We start from the raw sequence: 17703 nt of genomic DNA, 5'->3' as shown, positions 1-17703 counted from the left end.
AAAATCCTTGTTTTATAAGCACTTGAGCCTTATTGAACTCTCACGTATCATTTAGGATTGCTATATCAGTATAACCACAACAATCAAATCCCCCCAATGTTATAAAATAGATAAAAGCTCACCCCTCACTCTATACTCATGAGTCTCCATCCCCTCTTAAAATTTGACATTGCTGAACTCAGCATTGCAGAACGTATTCAACTTGCTGAAGATTTATGGGACAGCATCTTAGAACATCAACAAGAACTTCCCTTGAGTCCAGCACAACAACAAGAATTAGAGCGACGGTTAGAAAATTACAAAAAAAACCCTACAAACGGTTCTAGTTGGGAAGAAGTTAAAAAAAGGTTAGGATTTTCCCAATGAACTATAACCTGATTATTCAGCCAGAAGCAGAATACGATATCCAAAATGCTTTTGAGTGGTACGAATCCCAAAATCCAGGTTTAGGTTCGGAATTTGTTCGTGCTGTTGATGCTTGTTTGTCTGGAATTGGAAGACAACCCCTTGCTTACCAAGTTACCTATAAACAGGTAAGAAGAGTATTAATCCGCCGATTTCCTTATATAATTCTCTATGTTTTTGACCAAGATACTGTTTTTGTATTTGCTTGCTTCCATGCAAAACGCAATCCAAAACAGTGGTTAAAGAGAATTGAATAAAATTTCTCTTTCTGTCCAAAGCAACTCAAATAACAGCATATCCCGTATGTTGCCTAACATTTTGCGGATGAAAACCTAAAACAATTTTATCTTTAGTAATTCCTGCTGCTTCTAATTCATAAGTAACACCATCTTCTGTATCATCTCTTTGTACCCATATTTTGCCATCAATAATGTCAATATGAACTAAACAACCGTGAATTCTTTTAGCACTATCCCAACCAAGAGTTATTAGTAAATAGCTATCATTTTCACTATCAAAAACTGTTCTACATTCAATCACTCCATAGGAATAAGGAATTTGGGTATAAGGTATTAACACTTCTTTAATAATCCGGCGATAGTTATCTAAGGTATCCATTGGGTAATCCTCTCAGTATCAGAATTAAAAACAAGTAAATTCAGATTTTCACTTGTTCTTAAAAGTAATATTTTTAGTATAACTAAACTCTCAAAACTCCCTCCGCGCCTGGAGCGCCTCTGCGTGAAAAAAAATCTCCTGTAACTTGAGATGCAAATTCCCCAATCCCCAGCCCTAGAAATGCTAAAATCAATGGCTTGATTCCTTAAAGATAACAATTATGGCATCCATACGCGAATTACACGAACAGATAATCACTAAAGAACGTTCTGCCGTTGAAATTACCCAAGAAGCATTAAATCGGATTCAAGAGTTAGAACCCAAACTGCACAGTTTCCTCACTGTCACGACAGAACAAGCCTTAAAACAAGCTCAAGCTGTGGATGCAAAAATCGCTGCGGGAGAAGAAATTGGACTGTTAGCCGGGATTCCCATCGGCATTAAAGATAATTTATGTACAAAAGGGATTGTCACCACCTGCGCTTCCCGGATTTTAGAAAATTTTGTCCCCCCTTACGAATCCACCGTTACCCAAAAACTAGCTGATGCTGGGGGTGTCATGGTGGGTAAAACTAATTTAGATGAGTTTGCTATGGGGAGTTCTACAGAAAACTCCGCTTATCAAGTTACCGCTAATCCTTGGGATTTATCCCGTGTTCCGGGTGGTTCTTCGGGTGGTTCAGCAGCAGCGGTAGCAGCAGATGAATGTGTGGTTTCTCTGGGTTCTGATACCGGAGGTTCAATTCGTCAACCTGCGTCTTTCTGCGGTGTGGTAGGAATGAAACCGACCTATGGCTTAGTTTCCCGTTATGGTTTGGTGGCCTATGCTTCTTCTCTCGACCAAATTGGACCATTTGGACGCAGTGTAGAAGATGCAGCTATATTATTGAGTGCGATCGCAGGTTATGATCCCCAAGATTCTACCAGTCTCAAGGTCCCAATTCCTAACTATGCAGCTAGTTTAAAACCGGATCTCAAAGTTGGCAAAAAATTGAGAATTGGTGTGATTACAGAAACCTTTGGTGCAGGTTTAGATCCTCAAGTAGAAGCTGCTGTTAATAAAGCTATTGAACAACTACAAGAATTAGGTGCAGAAATTCATCCTATTTCCTGTCCCAGTTTCCGCTATGGTTTACCAACTTACTACATTATCGCCCCCTCGGAAGCTTCAGCTAATTTAGCCCGTTATGATGGCGTTAAATATGGTTTACGTTCTCCTGATGCGGATAATCTTTTATCAATGTATACCCGGACTCGTTCTCAAGGCTTTGGGGCTGAAGTGAAACGCCGGATTATGATTGGTACTTATGCCCTTTCCGCTGGTTATTATGATGCCTATTATTTGAAAGCGCAAAAAGTCCGCACTTTAATTAAACAAGACTTTGAAAAAGCTTTTGAAAAAGTAGATGTTTTAATTTCTCCCACTGCACCCACTACCGCATTTACAGCTGGCGAAAAAACCACCGATCCTTTGAGTATGTATTTGAATGATTTAATGACTATTCCCGCTAATTTAGCTGGTTTACCGGGAATTAGTTTACCCTGTGGTTTTGATAGTCAAGGTTTACCAATTGGTTTACAAATAGTTGGCAAAGCCTTGGGAGAAGAGCAACTTTTCCAAGTAGCTTATGCTTATGAACAATCAACTAATTGGCATTTACAAAAACCAAAAATTGTTTAATTTGTTAGTTGTCAGTTGTTAGTTGTCAGTTGTCAGTTGTCAGTTGTCAGTTGTTAGTTGTCAGTTGTCAGTTGTCAGTTGTTAGTTGTCAGTTGTTAGTTGTTAGTTGTCAATTGTCAGTGGTCGGTGGTTGGTTGTCAATTACCATAGAAATTTCAAAAGTATGAGATCATCAAGATCATATACACTGTTTTTTTAAACTCAACAATCATCGAAACAATATAAACAAATGGAACAAAATCGTCAGTCAACCGTAATCATTACAGGTGCTTCTTCGGGAGTAGGTTTACAAGCAGCAAAGGCTCTCGCTAATAGAGGACAATGGCACGTTATTATGGCTTGTCGTGATTTAATCAAAGCCGAAAAAGCTGCTAAAAGCGTGGAAATACCTGCAAATAGCTACACACTCATGCACATTGATTTAGGATCTTTAGAAAGCGTTAGGCAATTTGTCAACAATTTTAGGGCTACTGGTAGAAGTTTAGAGGCTTTAGTTTGCAATGCTGCTATTTATATGCCTTTAATTAAAGAGCCTTTATTTTCTCCCGAAGGTTATGAATTAACTGTCACTACAAATCACTTGGGACATTTCCTACTGTGTAATTTGATATTACCAGATTTGCAAAAGTCATCTGCTACTGATAAAAGATTAGTCATTCTAGGAACTGTTACCCATAACCCAGATGAATTGGGTGGTAAAATTCCCCCTCGTCCAGATTTGGGTAATTTTGAGGGTTTTGCGGCAGGTTTTCAAGACCCAATTACAATGATTAACGGTAAGAAGTTTGAACCAGTTAAGGCTTATAAAGATAGTAAGGTATGTAATGTTCTCACCATGCGTGAACTACATAACCGTTTTCATGAATCTACTGGAATTACCTTCAGTTCTCTCTATCCTGGTTGTGTAGCCACAACGGCTTTATTCCGTAATCATTACCCTCAGTTTCAAAAACTTTTCCCTCTGTTTCAAAAATATATTACTGGGGGATTTGTCTCTGAGGAATTATCAGGAGAGCGTGTTGCTATGGTAGTTGCTGACCCTGAATACAAACAATCTGGTATTTATTGGAGTTGGGGAAATCGTCAAAAGAAGGATAGAACATCTTTTGTACAAAAAGTTTCTCCCCAAGCACGAGATGACGAAAAAGGTAAACTGATGTGGGAACTTAGCGCTCGGTTGGTTGGCTTAGGAAAAGAGTCTGAAAAGGCAAAATCTCTTATCTAATTGCTAATTGATAGTTGATAATTGATAATTTAAAGTTGTCAATCGTCAACTATTTATTATCTATTACTAGTTGTTAGCTTTACATTACTGTTTGATTGCCTTACATTACTAGTTGTTAGCTTTACATTACTGTTTGATTGCCTTACATTACTAATCGTTGGCTTTACATTCTTTTCTTTTATATTGAATAATAAAGGGGAAAGGATTTAGCATCTTTAGGCTTGACATAAACTTTTTCTTGTGGTTCTAGCTTTAATTCATCAAACCGTTCCCGTGTTAAATGGGCTGTCATCATTTGTCCATCATCTAAGGTTAATTCTACTTGAATTTCCCAACCTAAATGAATAATTCTACTAACTGTAGCTGGTACTGTTGTGCCATTAGCAACTGTTTCAATGATGATATCTTGAGGACGCAAAAATGTTTCTGGATGTGTTGACTCAAATCCACTACTTTGGAAAATTTTAGCAGAACTAGGTAATACATTCACAGGACCGATAAAACTCATCACAAATGCTGATGCAGGATGATCATAAATCTGTGCTGGTGTTCCTACCTGTTCAACTTTACCTTTATTCATAACTACAATTTCATCAGCAACCTCCATTGCTTCTTCTTGGTCATGGGTAACAAAAACTGTGGTAACATGAACCTCATCATGCAGACGACGCAACCAAGCTCGTAAGTCTTTACGGACTTTAGCATCAAGTGCGCCAAAAGGTTCATCTAATAATAGTACATTGGGTTCTACAGCCAATGCTCTAGCTAAAGCTACCCGTTGTCTTTGTCCCCCAGACAATTGCGAAGGGTAGCGATCGCCTAATCCGCTTAATTGTACTAATTCCAGTAGCTGTTCTACTTTACCTTGAATTTTCTTTTGCGGAGCTTTGCGAATTTCCAAACCAAAGGCGATATTTTTACGAACAGTTAAATGTTTAAATAGAGCATAGTGTTGAAAGACAAAGCCAATATTTCGTTCTTGCACACTTTGATAAGTAGCATCTTTCCCTGTCAGAATAATTTTACCTGTATCTGGCATTTCTAAACCAGAGATTAACCGCAATAAAGTAGATTTACCAGATCCAGATGGACCTAATAAAGCTACGAGAGAACCACTTTGAATTTCCAGATTTACCTGTGCAACGGCCTGGAAACTACCAAATTGTTTAGAAACGTTTTCTACTACTATACCCACTGGTGCTACACCTCTGCAAATAATCTACGGTTTTTAAGTAGGAATACCGTACTTTACTTATATCATAAATATTTGCCGTGTTGTGATTAAAATTTGTGAATGAAAAGATTTTGAGTCTGTTTTTCAGATGGGATGAAAGATAATGGATTCAGAAAATATCTGATCTCCTCACCAAATTACCATAAAATAATGAGCGCGATATCTCCAAAGATTGAGGAAAATGAGATGAGTTTATTAAAAGATCAGGTAGCAATTGTCACTGGTGCATCACGAGGAATTGGCAGAGCGATCGCTTTACAATTAGCCTTTGAAGGTGCAAAAGTAGTTGTTAACTACGCTAGTTCTAGCGCAGCCGCAGATCAAGTGGTAGCAGAAATTACCGCAGCCGGAGGTGAAGCAGTTGCTATTCAAGGAGATGTTTCTCAAGAGAATCAAGTAGATACACTGATTAAAACCACCTTAGAAAAATTCCAGCGAGTGGATATCTTAGTTAATAACGCTGGTATTACTCGTGATACCCTGCTGCTAAGAATGAAATTAGAAGAATGGCAAGCAGTGATAGACATTAATTTAACTGGCGTATTTTTATGTACAAAAGCAGTCAGTAAAATTATGCTTAAACAACGTTCAGGGCGGATTATTAATATTGCTTCCGTAGCTGGACAAATGGGCAATCCTGGACAAGCCAATTACAGTGCCGCCAAAGCGGGTGTGATTGGTTTTACCAAAACCGTAGCCAAAGAACTTTCTTCCCGTGGAATTACTGTAAATGCCGTTGCTCCGGGTTTTATTATTACTGACATGACCAGCGATATTAAAGCCGAAGGAATCTTACAATATATTCCTCTGGGGCGTTTTGGTCAACCGGAAGAAATTGCTGGTATGGTAAGATTTTTAGCATCTGATCCCGCAGCGGCCTACATCACTGGACAAGTATTTAATGTTGACGGTGGCATGGTGATGTAGTTTGATCATACTAAAATACACAGATCCCTGACCCCTTTGAGAAGTTAGGGATCTATGCTTATAATCATTTGCATTGATTATTGAGTATTCTTTGCCAAACAGTAAAGCCTAACAGCAAGATAATACCAGCAGCAGTAGCCAGGATCACAGATAAAGTCATGCCCTGGACTTTCATAGCCAGCAAATTACAGCCCAAAGTAATAGACCATAAGATAAAAGCCGCATTGCGTTGGGATACTCCCCAAGCCAGCAAACGGTGGTGCAGGTGATCCTTACCAGGTGTACTCAAAGGGTTTTTTCCGGCCATAATCCGGCGTATAAACACTTGAGTAGTGTCAATAACTGGCAATAACAGAAATAAAACTGTAGGTATGAGGGCATAAACAGTATTTTGTTGAAGTTTACCTAAAATGCTGGTTGCTGCTAAAACATAACCAAAAAAGTATGCTCCAGCATCACCCATAATGATGTGTGAGGGGTAAAAATTATGGCGTAAAAAACCCAAGGCAGCCCCTCCCAAAGCCGCTAGAACTAAAGTAGCAGCAGCGCGATTATCAAACTGGGCGGAAACTCCTAATAAACTAATAGCAGTAATAAAACTGATACCACCTGCTAAACCATCCATACCGTCCATGAGATTAATAGCATTAGTGATTCCTACTACCCACAGTACAGTTAAGGCCATAGATAAGAGAGAATCAATAGGTGTACCAAAGGCAACTTTAATGCTGATACCGTTACCAACTAACAAAAGTGCTGTCGTCACCTGGGCCCATAACCGCACAGAGGGAGGTAGACCAAATTGGTCATCAATAAAGCCAACCAGAACTAAAATTGAACCTCCCAGGAGAATGGTTAAGACTTGAGCCAAAACCCCCTGAATTTCAATTGGCCGTAAGAGACTAGCTAGGACCAAAGCTGCAATTACACCCGCGTAGATTGCCAAACCGCCGGCATTAGGCAAGGGTTCTTGATTCAGTCGTCGGGCATTGGGTTGGTCTGCCCAACCTACCTCTAGGGCAAATTTGCGAATTGTGGGAATTAAAAACCAGGTGACACCTGAAGCTAATAGAAATGTAAACACTACAGCTAACCAGCCGGACCCGCTAGGTTTAGCAATGCCAAGGGATATAAGGAAGTTTTCTAGATTCATTTGCTCCCAAGACAATCATGGGTTTTATAGTTAAATATTAGTATCAACTGTTGATAGTAATGTATTTTGGGATTTTGATTGTTCATCTCAATTGTGAAATAAGAAATAAATTATGAACAGGAATTAGCACTCTTGGTCAGTGAGTGCTAAATTATCTAATGGAAGTATATAGAGAAATAAAACATGGCCAAGGTTATTGCATTTAAGGAAGAATCACGGCGTGCTTTAGAGAAGGGTATTAACGCCCTAGCAGATGCGGTGAAGATCACTTTAGGTCCAAAAGGACGGAACGTTCTATTAGAGAAAAAATTTGGTATTCCCCAAATTGTTAACGATGGGATCACCGTTGCCAAAGAAATTGAATTAGAAGATCCTTTAGAAAATACTGGTGCTAGACTGATTCAGGAAGTAGCATCTAAAACCAAGGATATAGCTGGCGATGGCACTACTACTGCTACAGTTCTAGCACAAGCCTTGATTAAGGAAGGTTTAAAGAATGTTGCAGCGGGAACAAATCCCATAAGTTTGAAACGGGGTATTGATAAAACCGTTGAGGGACTGGTAGCAGAAATTGCCAAAATTGCTAAACCTGTAGAAGGAAGTGCAATCGCTCAAGTAGCCACAGTTTCTGCTGGTAATGATGCTGAAGTTGGCAATATGCTGGCACTGGCCATGGAGAAAGTAACCAAAGATGGTGTCATTACTGTGGAAGAATCTAAATCTCTCACTACTGAATTAGAAGTAGTTGAAGGAATGCAAATTGATAGGGGTTATATTTCTCCCTACTTCATCACCAATAACGAACGGATGACAGTAGAATTTGAAAATGCCCGCATCCTAATTACTGATAAAAAAATCAGCAGCATCCAAGATCTAGTACCTATTTTAGAAAAAGTTGCCCGTTTAGGTCAACCTTTACTAATTATTGCTGAAGATGTAGATGGTGATGCTTTAGCAACCCTGGTTGTGAATAAATCTCGTGGTGTGTTGGCTGTAGCTGCCATTAAAGCCCCTGGTTTTGGCGATCGCCGCAAGGCTATGCTAGAAGATATTGCCATTCTTACCGATGGACAATTAATTTCTGAGGAAATTGGTTTAAGCTTAGATACCGCTACTTTGGAAATGTTGGGAACTGCTGTAAAAATAAACATTGACAAGGAAAACACCACAATTGTCGCTGGTAACACTGTTAAACCAGAAATCCAAAAACGAATTGCTCAAATTCGCAAACAGTTGGCAGAAACTGATTCGGATTATGATACCGAAAAACTGCAAGAACGCATTGCTAAGTTAGCCGGTGGTATTGCTGTGATTAAAGTTGGTGCAGCCACGGAAACTGAACTCAAGGACAGAAAACTCCGAATTGAGGACGCACTTAATGCCACTAAAGCAGCGGTAGAGGAAGGTATTGTTCCCGGTGGTGGTACAACATTGATTCATCTATCTACTAAGGTAGAGGAAATTAAAGCCAGACTCTCCCCTGAAGAAAGAATTGGTGCTGATATTGTCAAAAAAGCCTTAGAAGCACCCCTGCGACAAATTGCAGACAATGCTGGAGTGGAGGGTTCTGTAATTGTCTCCAGAGTCCGGGAAACTGACTTAAATATTGGCTATAACGCAGCGACAGGGGAATTTGAAGACTTAATTGCTGCTGGTATCATTGATCCTGCCAAAGTCGTTCGTTCCGCTTTACAAAATGCTGCTTCTATTGCCGGTATGGTACTCACCACCGAAGCTATTATCGCCGAAAAACCTGAGAAACAACCCGCTGCTCCTGATGCTGGCATGGGCGGCATGGGCGGTATGGGCGGTATGGGCGGTATGGGTGGTATGGGCGGCATGGGTATGTTCTAATTTGCCACTCACCCAAATCCATAATTTATAGAATTACCCACTCCTCAACTTAGTAGGGGTGGGTTTTTGTCATCATTCCAGTGGAGTCACAAAAAGGAAACAATCATTATTTTTAATTATTTATTATCATTAATTCACGTGACGCTGTTATTGATTATTGTTGGGTTTCCTTGCGTCAACCCAACCTACTAAATTACTTTTTAACGAACCACGAAGACACGAAGAACACGAAGATAAGATACAAGGAGAAGAAAAAGAAGCATCATTAGTATAGTAACCCATACTACGTCTCTTTGGCAACTGGATAAACCACGAAAAGTACAATAAATTAAACTTTACTCAGATCCTTGACTTCTCAAAGAAGTCGGATATCTATTACACAATTTGCAAAACAACCAATGTCATATCATCCGTATTTTGTCTATCAGCGCCGATAAATTTCTCAACTTGATCAAATAGATATTCCACAATTTCTTGAGGACTATTACAATACTTACAAGCTGTTCTAAAGGATGTAATAAAATTATCTTCATCAAAGCGATCGCCTCCAGCGGCCGCCGCATCAGTCAAACCATCAGTATAATAAATAACTATATCCCCAACTTCTAACTGGGCTTGAGCGTCTTCATATTCACTATTAGCATCTAAACCAATTAACATCCCCAAGGTATCCAAACGTGTAACAGTTTTGGTCCCTGCGTGCCACCACAAAGGCGGATTGTGGGCTGCATTACTATAAGATAAAATCCGCGTTTGCGGGTCATATTCTGAATAAAACATAGTTACAAAGCGGTGGGAATTTTCTAAATCCGCATACATAACACGATTCAAATTTTGCAAAATTCCGGCTGGAGTGTTACCATGTAATACCTCACCCCTTAACATTCCCCGCAACATGGTCATAATTAAACCTGCGGGGACACCCTTACCCATAACGTCCCCAATTACCAAACCCCAACTAGCATTTTCTGATATCATGGGTGGCGTAGCCGTAGGTTGTTGTGGGTTGGGTTTAGTAGGAATAAAATCATAATAATCACCACCGACGCGATTAGCTGGTTTACAGCGTGCTGCTATAGACAAACCCGGAATATTGGGACATTGACGCGGTAAAAGTCGGCGTTGAATTTCCGCACCAATTTCTAATTCTTGATCTAAACGTTCTTTCTTTCTTAATTCTACAGCTAGTTCATCATTTTCAATGGCAACTGCTGTTTGATCTGCTACTAACCGGACTAATTTTTGTCTAGTTTCTGTCCAACTATATTCAGGATCACGACTGAGAACATAAAGCCAACCTCGTTCTGTATGCTTAACTAAAATGGCTGTACCAAAGATTTGCACATCTGCACCCAGATAACGGTGCATTTGTTCATCTAAAATACCTGTAGATATAGTTGGAGGAACGGAATGATTTAAAAGGGTAATTTGACTACTAGCAGTTTCTAGGGCTTTTCTAATATTTTTCCTTTGTTGACTGTCTTGCCAATGTAATTGTTCTAATCTAATTTGTCCATTGGGTTTATAAAGAAAAAGTGCGCTACCTTCTCCATCTGTCACTTTTGTGGCCATAAGAGGAATCAATTCTAAAAACTGATTTAAATTATGGAAGCTTCTGAGAGCAAATCCTAAAGAACCCAACAAGTCTTGAATTTTATTTTGTTCTCGATGTAGCCTGGCCACGAGTTCCTTAAGCGCCACCACAGGAGTGACATCTGTTGTGGCACTGTTATTACTATCAGTAGAATGAGGAGGAAATTGTGACACAGGTTAATATTGCAATTGATAATAGCAAATTTGTGGTTATTTGTAAATACTCTTTTTTGATAAATTGTTAAATTATATTGGCTAAGATTCGTTATTTTAGCAAGAGTAGAAGCGGGGTAGGACGGAATTTTTGTGGTTGATGATTAATCTTCTGATTTTGTCAAAAATATGTCTTTAGTAATCAGTATTAATCAGAGGCTTCCAATTTTTCCATAATTGAATTAGCCATTCATATATCTTGAGAAATATAAAGTTTATCATCAATAAAATTACCTTTATTCCTTACAGGCTAGATATTAGTAATCATCAAACCAAAAACCACATAGATTTATGGTCAGTTAATTGATGATTTTTGGTTAGTTGGGTTTTTGTGAAAAACAGAGTTGTCATCATGCTTTTAACCTATATACCACAAATTTTGTCAATATTTCCGCAGATAGATTTCTTTCATGGAAAAATTCTCTTTTGTTTCCATAAATACGTAAGTTTTAGGTAACATAGATAAACCTAATTTACGCAATTTAAGGACTCCGACGCTAACACCAACCCCATTGGTCTAGATCACACTAAAATATCCGGTACGTTCCCGAAATTACAACAAATGACCTAACTGTAATTTTAGTTATATACTTGACTCAGTACGATGAAGAAATTTGTTCCAGATACTTCAAGCCCGGACAGTTATAAATCTTGCTTTGGCGTTACATCTCAATCAAAAGCAATATCAACCGCTCAATAGTGCTTCTACAAATTCATAACTAGAAAAGGGACGTAAATCTTCAATTCCTTCACCAGCACCAATAAAACGAATAGGTAAGCCTAACTGCTGAACAACAGCCAGGGCGACACCTCCCCTAGCTGTTCCGTCTAATTTGGTTAAAACAACGCCGCTGAGTTGGGCTGCTTGGGAAAATACTTCCGCTTGTCGCAGTCCATTTTGTCCTAGAGTAGCATCAAGAACTAAAAGAGATTCAACATGGGTATTAGGAGCTTTTTTGGTGATAATTTTGCGGATTTTACTGAGTTCCTCCATCAGATTTTTCTTATTTTGCAGTCTTCCAGCGGTATCTATTAATAATAGTTCAGTTTCCCTAGCCTGAGCAGCGGTGATCGCATCAAATACCACGGCTGCCGGATCAGTGTTTTTACCTGGATTGGCGATAACTTCTACACCGCTTCTATTCCCCCAAACTTTAACCTGTTCCACCGCAGCCGCACGGAATGTATCAGCTGCACCAATTAAACATTTATAACCGGATTTTTGCGCTAGGTGAGAAATTTTACCTATGGTTGTAGTTTTCCCCGCTCCATTAACCCCAGTAATTAACCAAATCGTGAGAGTATCTTTTTCCGGGGCGAACCTAGATTTTACATGGTTTTGTAAGGGTGCATCTAGCATATCTCTAAGAATTTCTTTAAGATAGGCTATTGCTTGTTCTGGTGGAGTTACTTCTGCGAGTAATTTTTTTTGTAGCGCAGTAATAATATATTCGGTTGCTTCTACACCTACATCAGCTTGTAAAAGTAGTGATTCAATTTCATTTACAGCATCTTGATTGAGCGGACCTTGACCAACAATTGATTTTAGGCGATTAAGAATATTTCGTCGGGTTTTATCTAAACCTTGACGCAGTTTTTTCAACCAAGTAATCTCTTCTAGGGAAATATCTTCCGCTTTTCTCCCTTGGGCGGCTAAAACCTCTGCTGACCATCTAAAACCATCATCAAATACTAATTCGGGAATTGTTACCTCTGTTTCCGTGGTTGTTGTCAGTATTTCTGGAATTTCGGTTTCTATGGAACTAGCAATCAATTTCTCTTGTTTAGCTTGTCTTTCCGCCGCAGCCCGTTCTAAAAAAGATAAATTAGCTACTTCTGGTTGTAATTCGTTAACAATATCTTCGGTAATTTCTACTGCATTTTCAGCCAGTGTAATTACTTCCTCTGTGGCTACTATTTTTTCAGGAATAGTCTCTTCTGCAACAGTTACAGGTGCTACTGTTTCTACTTGTTGTTTTTCTTGAATATTTTTATACGCAGCTTTGGCGAAAGCTAACAAATCCTCTGTATCTGGTACTATTGTTTCCGGTGGAGTTGCTGAAGAAGCGGGTGTTTCTGTTTGGGGAGTATCAGCGGATTGAGTCTGGGGACGATTAAACCAATTAAAAGCCATTGTAGTTGATTTAGATAAGAATTTAATTAGGAAGCATGGAAGGAGTTAGAAGTCAAGGAAGAAGCAGAAAGAAAAGCCTTAACGGACCAATGATCACTGACTAAGGACAAATTTAAGCAGTTTTTTTCCGTTCACTGACTCGACGAAGAACACCATTAATAAAACGGTGACCATCTTCTCCACTATAACGTTTAGCTAATTCTACAGCTTCATTAATAGCGATACTATCAGGGACTTTCATGAATTGTATTTCTGCGGTAGCTATTTGTAGAATATCCCTGTCAATTTGGGCTAAACGAGTCACTTGCCAATCTACTAAAGCATGAGAAATAAGTTCTTCAATAGCTTGACGATTTTCGTTTACGGCAATAATAATCGCTTTAGCGTAGTTACGAACTTCTTTATCTTGATTAGCTAATTGAATCAATTCAGGAAAATCAACGGACGTACCTAATTGATTAATAGCGGTTTGTGTATAGGAAATTGCCTCCTTCAGCATAGTTCTAGCTGTATTTAAGTCAGCGGCTCTAGTCTCACTAGTCAATAGACGCTCATTACTCCGTTGCAGTTCTCCTGCGGCATTATTCAATGTATCCTGTACCTCTAATGTGAGGGTGCGTACTGCCCCTAAAACTAGCTTAGAGACTAATTGTTCGTCTGATAAGCCTTCTAGTTTTTTGGGGTTTATTGGTAACTGACTGAGACTTAGCAGTGCCAATTCACGCGCTATTTGCTGGGGTTTACGACGTTGCATACAGTTGGGATGATAAAAATATGTGAATTTTCGCACAGACAAACAATTAGCTTATCTATTTTCGGATCACTTTGCCAGATTTGCATCAAGTTCAATTTTTGCCGCTGGTATTTCCATTATTGTCTTATTTCTACAGGTAATACTGTTGTCACCATTGTCAAATTAGATATTTCCGTATTAGGAGCGACTATACCACCAGATACAATTATTTTGAAAGCATCTTCAACGGATATAGAAAGATTAATGACCTCTTCTTCTGGGACTATTGCATACCAACCTGTTGTTGGGTTGGGGGTAGTGGGAACAAATATACTGATTACGGGACGAGAGATATGATTTTGGATTTCATGGCTAATTATTCCTGTCACAAAACCAATTGCCCAAATTCCCTGACGAGGATATTCTACTAATACTACACGGCGAAATTTACCATGAGAATCCTTGAGAAGTGTTTCTAATAGTTGTTTCAGGGTTTTATATACCTGACCAGCTAAAGGAATTGCGTGTAATAACTGTTCACCTACATCTAATAACCACTTTCCAGCAATGTTTCTAGCCATTAAGCCAATGACGAGAATACTTAATAGTGGTACAGCTAATCCAACTAGTAAGTTAAGTATATTTACTAGAATGGGGTTTAAACCATCAAAAGGATTAAGTTGTTTGGGAATTTGGGTAAGAAAGTTAATCACCCAGGTAGCTATGGTAATTGTTAACCAGATGGTAGTTGCTAGGGGAATTAACACCAACAAACCAGCAATTAGGTCATTTTTTAGGTCTTGTTTCAAACGTTCCATTACCGAACTCTGGTTCTCGCTGTTCAACTTTGTCAAACTGTTGTGATTATTTTCCATATCAGCCTAGTCACACTGAAAATATTAGAAACTGATTAGAGAGGTCTCAGTGTGTTATATTAGGTAATTTTTTATCCCTAGAAAACACTTTTTGTATCCGTCTCTAATGGTAAAAGGTCACACTATCGCTACAAAATTCAGCCATTTTTTGCTTAGACGTAAATATAGACATCCGTACACCATTATGGCGGATTGTGAATTTCTGAGAGTGTTACTTATCTTTGCAATCATTGTAAATGATTGTTGCAAATCTGAGAAATATTATAACAGGGAACAGGGAACAGGGAACAGGTTACAGGGAACAGAGAACAGGTTACAGGGAACAGAGAACAGGGAACAGGGAAGAGTCAAGAGTGAGAAGATTTTCAATCTCAGACTTTGCGCCTTTGCGCGAAATATAATTAATCTTTCATTTCCAAAATACCAACTAAAATATGACCAATTTCTTCAATATCATCAGGGATTCTCAAAAGAGTCATATCTTGGGTAATTTGTTGTTGTTGACGATCTAATTTACCAAAGCGCCAAATTTCTCCAGTGGTAACAGCGCCATAAAACACAGATTTATTTTCTTCAATTTCCGATAAAGCAATTAACTCTACTGCGAGTTGAGTAAACCCTCTAGTTAAATCATCATTTTTGGCTTCAATAACTAACAAGCTTTGCTGAGAACGCAACAAATAATCTAGATTTCCTTTTAACCAATTATTCACATTAACTGTATACTCAATTTTTAGCTGACATTGACAACAAGTGATCACCTCCAATAAAAGGGGTGAAACTAGAGTTTCTCGTCTAGCAGTTTCATTATTCAAACTAACTAATGGTAAGAAAGACGTGATTTTATCTTTGAGTTCTGCAATGTTTTTTAAAGGATTGGAAGTTTTAGGTAGAGTAATGGCTTTTTTAATAAATGAGTAACCTAACTCAGAGAGAATTTCCTCTATATCGTAAGGTAATTCAAAATAAGAGCGAAAGGTGTAAGATTGTCCTTCTTGAAGTATTTTTTGTTTAGTCATATAGCAGAGAATTTAATTTCTCAAACTCTTATTCTTTGTGCTTTTGTGTAAGTTACATAGGTCTTGTTTCCATTACTTTTCGCACCAAAGTTGCCAATTTATCCGCACTATCAGGAACAGAGATTGCTTTGGCATTTTCCCCCATTTTCGCCAATTTTTTTGGATATTGCAACAAATTTAAAACCTGAGTTGTGAATATTTCCTGTGTCAAATTTGACTGCTTAAAGGACAACGCAGCGCCAGCTTTAGTAAACACTTCTGCATTATAAGATTGGTGATCTTCTGCTGCAAAGGGATAGGGAATTAAAATTGCTGGCGTACCACAAACCGCCAATTCTGTCAAGCTACCCGCACCAGAACGACTAATAGCTAAATTAGCCCTTCGCAACAAAGCCGCCATATTGTTATAAAAAGGCAAAGCGATATATTGAGGATGTTGTAGACTGTTAATATCAGGATCATTATCACCTGTTAAATGCACTATATAAGCACCGGCTTGAAACCAAGCCTCCGCACACTGACGTACCAATTTATTTACAGCTACAGCCCCCTGACTACCACCAAATACCACAATTAAGGGAACACCATCAGGAACAGATAAGTCTAACCTATTATTGCCTTCCTCGTGCAAAAATTGAGAACGGACCGGAGTACCCACAGAAAAAGTTTTAGTTCGAGGTAAGTATTGAGCCGTAACATCGAAACCTATGGCTACTGCATTACACCAAGGACCAAAAAAGCGGGTAACTTTCCCCGGTAAAGCGTTAGACTCATGAAAAACCACCGGTAAACCCAGAGAACGGGCTGCAATTACCGCAGGACCTGCAATATAACCACCTGTAGTGAAAACTCCGTGGAATTTTCCCTGTTTAAGAATGCGTCTGACCTTCAAAATTGCACCAATGAGTTTAACAAAAGTGCGGAGAGAACGAAGACTCAAACCCTGCTGAAAGCCCTCAACAGAGATGGTATTTAAAGGATAGGTCTCTGGAACTAAGTTAGTTTCTAGACGGTTGGGTACACCTAACCATTCAATATTGTATTCTGGCAGTTTTTCTGCCAATGCGATCGCTGGAAACAAGTGTCCACCTGTCCCACTAGCTGCTATAAGTAATTTAATTGGTGCATTTACCATTCCTGACTATACCATTTATCGCCCAGCTTCATTAAGATAAAACAAATTCCTTGTCTTTGATCATCAAATCAGTAAAATCTTACCTATGACTAAAATTATCCCCTCATTAATGAAACGTAATAAAACATTACCCGTGGGTATTAGTCTCCTTTCCAGTTTACTAGCAATTGGTTTATCTATTCCTGGGCAATTCGCGCAAGCCAGAGAACCGGAAAATGCACCTTCTACACTCACTAAACTCTTAACACAGATTGATACTGCTGCTAATCAAGGTAATGTTAAAGCTGTGATGCAATTTTACAGCCCCACATTTACTCATAGTGACGGTTTAAACCGTAAAGGCATGGAACAAGCCTTAACAGGACTGTGGAAGCGATATCCTCAATTACGTTATACTACAAAGCTAGAATCTTGGAAATCTCAAGGTAATACAATTATTGCGGAAACTGTTACCAACATTAGTGGTTTACCTGCATCTGGTAATAATAATTTAACCCTCCAGTCTACAATTAAATCACGTCAAAAAGTCACAGGTTTAAAAATTGTTCATCAAGATATTTTGTCAGAACGGACTCAACTAACCGCTGGGAGTAAACCACCCCAAGTAGAAATTAAATTACCACAACGGGTAAAAGTTGGTGAAAAATATAGTTTTGATGCCATTGTTCAAGAACCATTAGGTGAGGATTTTCTACTGGGAACAGCTATAGAAGAACCTATTCAAGCCAATAAATTTCTCAAACCCACAATTGCAAATTTACAATTTCTCAATGTTGGAGGACTTTTCAAAATCGGACGCGCACCCTCTACTCCTGGTACTCAGTGGATTTCCGCAGTTATTCGCAGGGGTGAAAATATGACTATTATCACTCAACGGTTACAAGTAGTTAAAAAGTAGGTAATA

General features: G+C 38.8%; 18 protein-coding genes. 9 read left to right on the top strand and 9 right to left on the bottom strand.

Annotation, left to right across the window (positions count from 1 at the left end; genetic code table 11):
* The first annotated feature begins 138 nt into the window (after positions 1–138).
* The gene (locus tag ACIR310F_RS0120195) at positions 139–366 is read left to right on the top strand and encodes an addiction module protein (protein WP_028085393.1); all 228 of its coding nucleotides are present in this window, start codon (positions 139–141) and stop codon (positions 364–366) included.
* Positions 363–662, top strand: a complete 300-nt coding sequence (locus tag ACIR310F_RS0120190) for a type II toxin-antitoxin system RelE/ParE family toxin (protein ID WP_028085392.1) — start codon at positions 363–365, stop codon at positions 660–662. The genes ACIR310F_RS0120195 and ACIR310F_RS0120190 overlap by 4 nt, the downstream gene beginning before the upstream one ends.
* A gap of 25 nt (positions 663–687) precedes the next feature.
* Here the strand turns inward: ACIR310F_RS0120190 and ACIR310F_RS0120185 are convergent, their stop codons facing one another.
* Positions 688–1023 carry a XisI protein gene (locus tag ACIR310F_RS0120185; protein WP_028085391.1) on the bottom strand — a complete coding sequence of 112 codons (336 nt, stop codon included), beginning with the start codon at positions 1021–1023 and terminating at the stop codon, positions 688–690.
* Positions 1024–1243: 220 nt separating this feature from the next.
* Here ACIR310F_RS0120185 and gatA point away from each other — a divergent pair, with 220 nt between their 5' ends.
* The 3 genes from gatA (at position 1244) to ACIR310F_RS0120175 (ending at position 3929) form a co-directional block, all read left to right on the top strand.
* On the top strand, positions 1244–2704 hold the full coding sequence (gene gatA / locus ACIR310F_RS0120180; protein ID WP_028085390.1) for an Asp-tRNA(Asn)/Glu-tRNA(Gln) amidotransferase subunit GatA: 1461 nt from the start codon (positions 1244–1246) through the stop codon (positions 2702–2704).
* Positions 2705–2712: 8 nt separating this feature from the next.
* The gene (locus ACIR310F_RS26445; RefSeq protein WP_196803266.1) at positions 2713–2871 is read left to right on the top strand and encodes a hypothetical protein; all 159 of its coding nucleotides are present in this window, start codon (positions 2713–2715) and stop codon (positions 2869–2871) included.
* 62 nt (positions 2872–2933) lie between these two features.
* Positions 2934–3929: a protochlorophyllide reductase gene (locus ACIR310F_RS0120175; RefSeq protein WP_028085389.1), complete on the top strand. Its 996-nt coding sequence runs from the start codon at positions 2934–2936 to the stop codon at positions 3927–3929.
* Between the two features lie 178 nt (positions 3930–4107).
* On the opposite strand, the gene ACIR310F_RS0120170 is transcribed toward ACIR310F_RS0120175, so the two are convergent.
* The gene (locus ACIR310F_RS0120170; RefSeq protein WP_028085388.1) at positions 4108–5124 is read right to left on the bottom strand and encodes a sulfate/molybdate ABC transporter ATP-binding protein; all 1017 of its coding nucleotides are present in this window, start codon (positions 5122–5124) and stop codon (positions 4108–4110) included.
* A 225-nt stretch (positions 5125–5349) separates the two neighbouring features.
* On the opposite strand from ACIR310F_RS0120170, the gene fabG reads away from it, so the two are divergent.
* Entirely contained in the window at positions 5350–6090 is a 741-nt protein-coding gene (fabG, locus tag ACIR310F_RS0120165) for a 3-oxoacyl-[acyl-carrier-protein] reductase (protein ID WP_028085387.1), read from the top strand.
* Between the two features lie 64 nt (positions 6091–6154).
* Here the strand turns inward: fabG and ACIR310F_RS0120160 are convergent, their stop codons facing one another.
* Complete coding sequence (locus tag ACIR310F_RS0120160) at positions 6155–7243, bottom strand: MraY family glycosyltransferase (RefSeq protein ID WP_028085386.1); 1089 nt, start codon at positions 7241–7243, stop codon at positions 6155–6157.
* Between the two features lie 183 nt (positions 7244–7426).
* Here ACIR310F_RS0120160 and groL point away from each other — a divergent pair, with 183 nt between their 5' ends.
* A complete protein-coding gene (gene groL, locus ACIR310F_RS0120155) occupies positions 7427–9097 on the top strand; it encodes a chaperonin GroEL (protein WP_028085385.1) in 1671 nt (556 codons plus the stop codon).
* 375 nt (positions 9098–9472) lie between these two features.
* Here groL and ACIR310F_RS0120150 read toward each other — a convergent pair whose 3' ends face one another.
* The 4 genes from ACIR310F_RS0120150 to ACIR310F_RS0120135 all read right to left on the bottom strand — a co-directional run bounded on the left by ACIR310F_RS0120150 (position 9473) and on the right by ACIR310F_RS0120135 (position 14645).
* Entirely contained in the window at positions 9473–10864 is a 1392-nt protein-coding gene (locus ACIR310F_RS0120150; protein WP_028085384.1) for a PP2C family protein-serine/threonine phosphatase, read from the bottom strand.
* Positions 10865–11588: 724 nt separating this feature from the next.
* Positions 11589–13037, bottom strand: a complete 1449-nt coding sequence (gene ftsY / locus ACIR310F_RS0120145; protein WP_028085383.1) for a signal recognition particle-docking protein FtsY — start codon at positions 13035–13037, stop codon at positions 11589–11591.
* 112 nt (positions 13038–13149) lie between these two features.
* Positions 13150–13791 carry a transcription antitermination factor NusB gene (nusB, locus tag ACIR310F_RS0120140; protein WP_028085382.1) on the bottom strand — a complete coding sequence of 214 codons (642 nt, stop codon included), beginning with the start codon at positions 13789–13791 and terminating at the stop codon, positions 13150–13152.
* A 116-nt stretch (positions 13792–13907) separates the two neighbouring features.
* Positions 13908–14645, bottom strand: coding sequence for a DUF502 domain-containing protein (locus ACIR310F_RS0120135; RefSeq protein WP_028085381.1), 738 nt, complete (start codon positions 14643–14645; stop codon positions 13908–13910).
* Between the two features lie 236 nt (positions 14646–14881).
* On the opposite strand from ACIR310F_RS0120135, the gene ACIR310F_RS26440 reads away from it, so the two are divergent.
* Positions 14882–15046: a hypothetical protein gene (locus ACIR310F_RS26440; protein WP_196803261.1), complete on the top strand. Its 165-nt coding sequence runs from the start codon at positions 14882–14884 to the stop codon at positions 15044–15046.
* Here the strand turns inward: ACIR310F_RS26440 and ACIR310F_RS0120130 are convergent, their stop codons facing one another.
* Both ACIR310F_RS0120130 and murG read right to left on the bottom strand, forming a co-directional pair.
* Positions 15047–15664, bottom strand: coding sequence for a hypothetical protein (locus tag ACIR310F_RS0120130; RefSeq protein ID WP_028085380.1), 618 nt, complete (start codon positions 15662–15664; stop codon positions 15047–15049).
* A gap of 52 nt (positions 15665–15716) precedes the next feature.
* Positions 15717–16799, bottom strand: a complete 1083-nt coding sequence (murG, locus tag ACIR310F_RS0120125) for an undecaprenyldiphospho-muramoylpentapeptide beta-N-acetylglucosaminyltransferase (RefSeq protein WP_028085379.1) — start codon at positions 16797–16799, stop codon at positions 15717–15719.
* Between the two features lie 85 nt (positions 16800–16884).
* Here murG and ACIR310F_RS0120120 point away from each other — a divergent pair, with 85 nt between their 5' ends.
* A complete protein-coding gene (locus ACIR310F_RS0120120) occupies positions 16885–17697 on the top strand; it encodes a P-loop NTPase family protein (protein WP_028085378.1) in 813 nt (270 codons plus the stop codon).
* Positions 17698–17703 lie beyond the last annotated feature (6 nt).

Source organism: Dolichospermum circinale AWQC310F (genome assembly GCF_000426925.1).
GTDB lineage: Bacteria > Cyanobacteriota > Cyanobacteriia > Cyanobacteriales > Nostocaceae > Dolichospermum > Dolichospermum circinale.
The sequence above is the reverse complement of the archived record's forward strand: the minus strand, read 5'-3'. Positions and strand labels throughout refer to the sequence as shown.

Coding starts and splice junctions, on each gene's coding strand:
- ACIR310F_RS0120195 (WP_028085393.1), top strand. CDS start 139: ATGAGTCTCCATCCCCTCTTAAAATTTGACATTGCTGAACTCAGCATT.
- ACIR310F_RS0120190 (WP_028085392.1), top strand. CDS start 363: ATGAACTATAACCTGATTATTCAGCCAGAAGCAGAATACGATATCCAA.
- ACIR310F_RS0120185 (WP_028085391.1), bottom strand. CDS start 1,023: ATGGATACCTTAGATAACTATCGCCGGATTATTAAAGAAGTGTTAATA.
- gatA (WP_028085390.1), top strand. CDS start 1,244: ATGGCATCCATACGCGAATTACACGAACAGATAATCACTAAAGAACGT.
- ACIR310F_RS0120175 (WP_028085389.1), top strand. CDS start 2,934: ATGGAACAAAATCGTCAGTCAACCGTAATCATTACAGGTGCTTCTTCG.
- fabG (WP_028085387.1), top strand. CDS start 5,350: ATGAGTTTATTAAAAGATCAGGTAGCAATTGTCACTGGTGCATCACGA.
- ACIR310F_RS0120160 (WP_028085386.1), bottom strand. CDS start 7,243: ATGAATCTAGAAAACTTCCTTATATCCCTTGGCATTGCTAAACCTAGC.
- groL (WP_028085385.1), top strand. CDS start 7,427: ATGGCCAAGGTTATTGCATTTAAGGAAGAATCACGGCGTGCTTTAGAG.
- ftsY (WP_028085383.1), bottom strand. CDS start 13,037: ATGGCTTTTAATTGGTTTAATCGTCCCCAGACTCAATCCGCTGATACT.
- nusB (WP_028085382.1), bottom strand. CDS start 13,791: ATGCAACGTCGTAAACCCCAGCAAATAGCGCGTGAATTGGCACTGCTA.
- ACIR310F_RS0120135 (WP_028085381.1), bottom strand. CDS start 14,645: ATGGAAAATAATCACAACAGTTTGACAAAGTTGAACAGCGAGAACCAG.
- ACIR310F_RS26440 (WP_196803261.1), top strand. CDS start 14,882: ATGATTGTTGCAAATCTGAGAAATATTATAACAGGGAACAGGGAACAG.
- ACIR310F_RS0120130 (WP_028085380.1), bottom strand. CDS start 15,664: ATGACTAAACAAAAAATACTTCAAGAAGGACAATCTTACACCTTTCGC.
- murG (WP_028085379.1), bottom strand. CDS start 16,799: ATGGTAAATGCACCAATTAAATTACTTATAGCAGCTAGTGGGACAGGT.
- ACIR310F_RS0120120 (WP_028085378.1), top strand. CDS start 16,885: ATGACTAAAATTATCCCCTCATTAATGAAACGTAATAAAACATTACCC.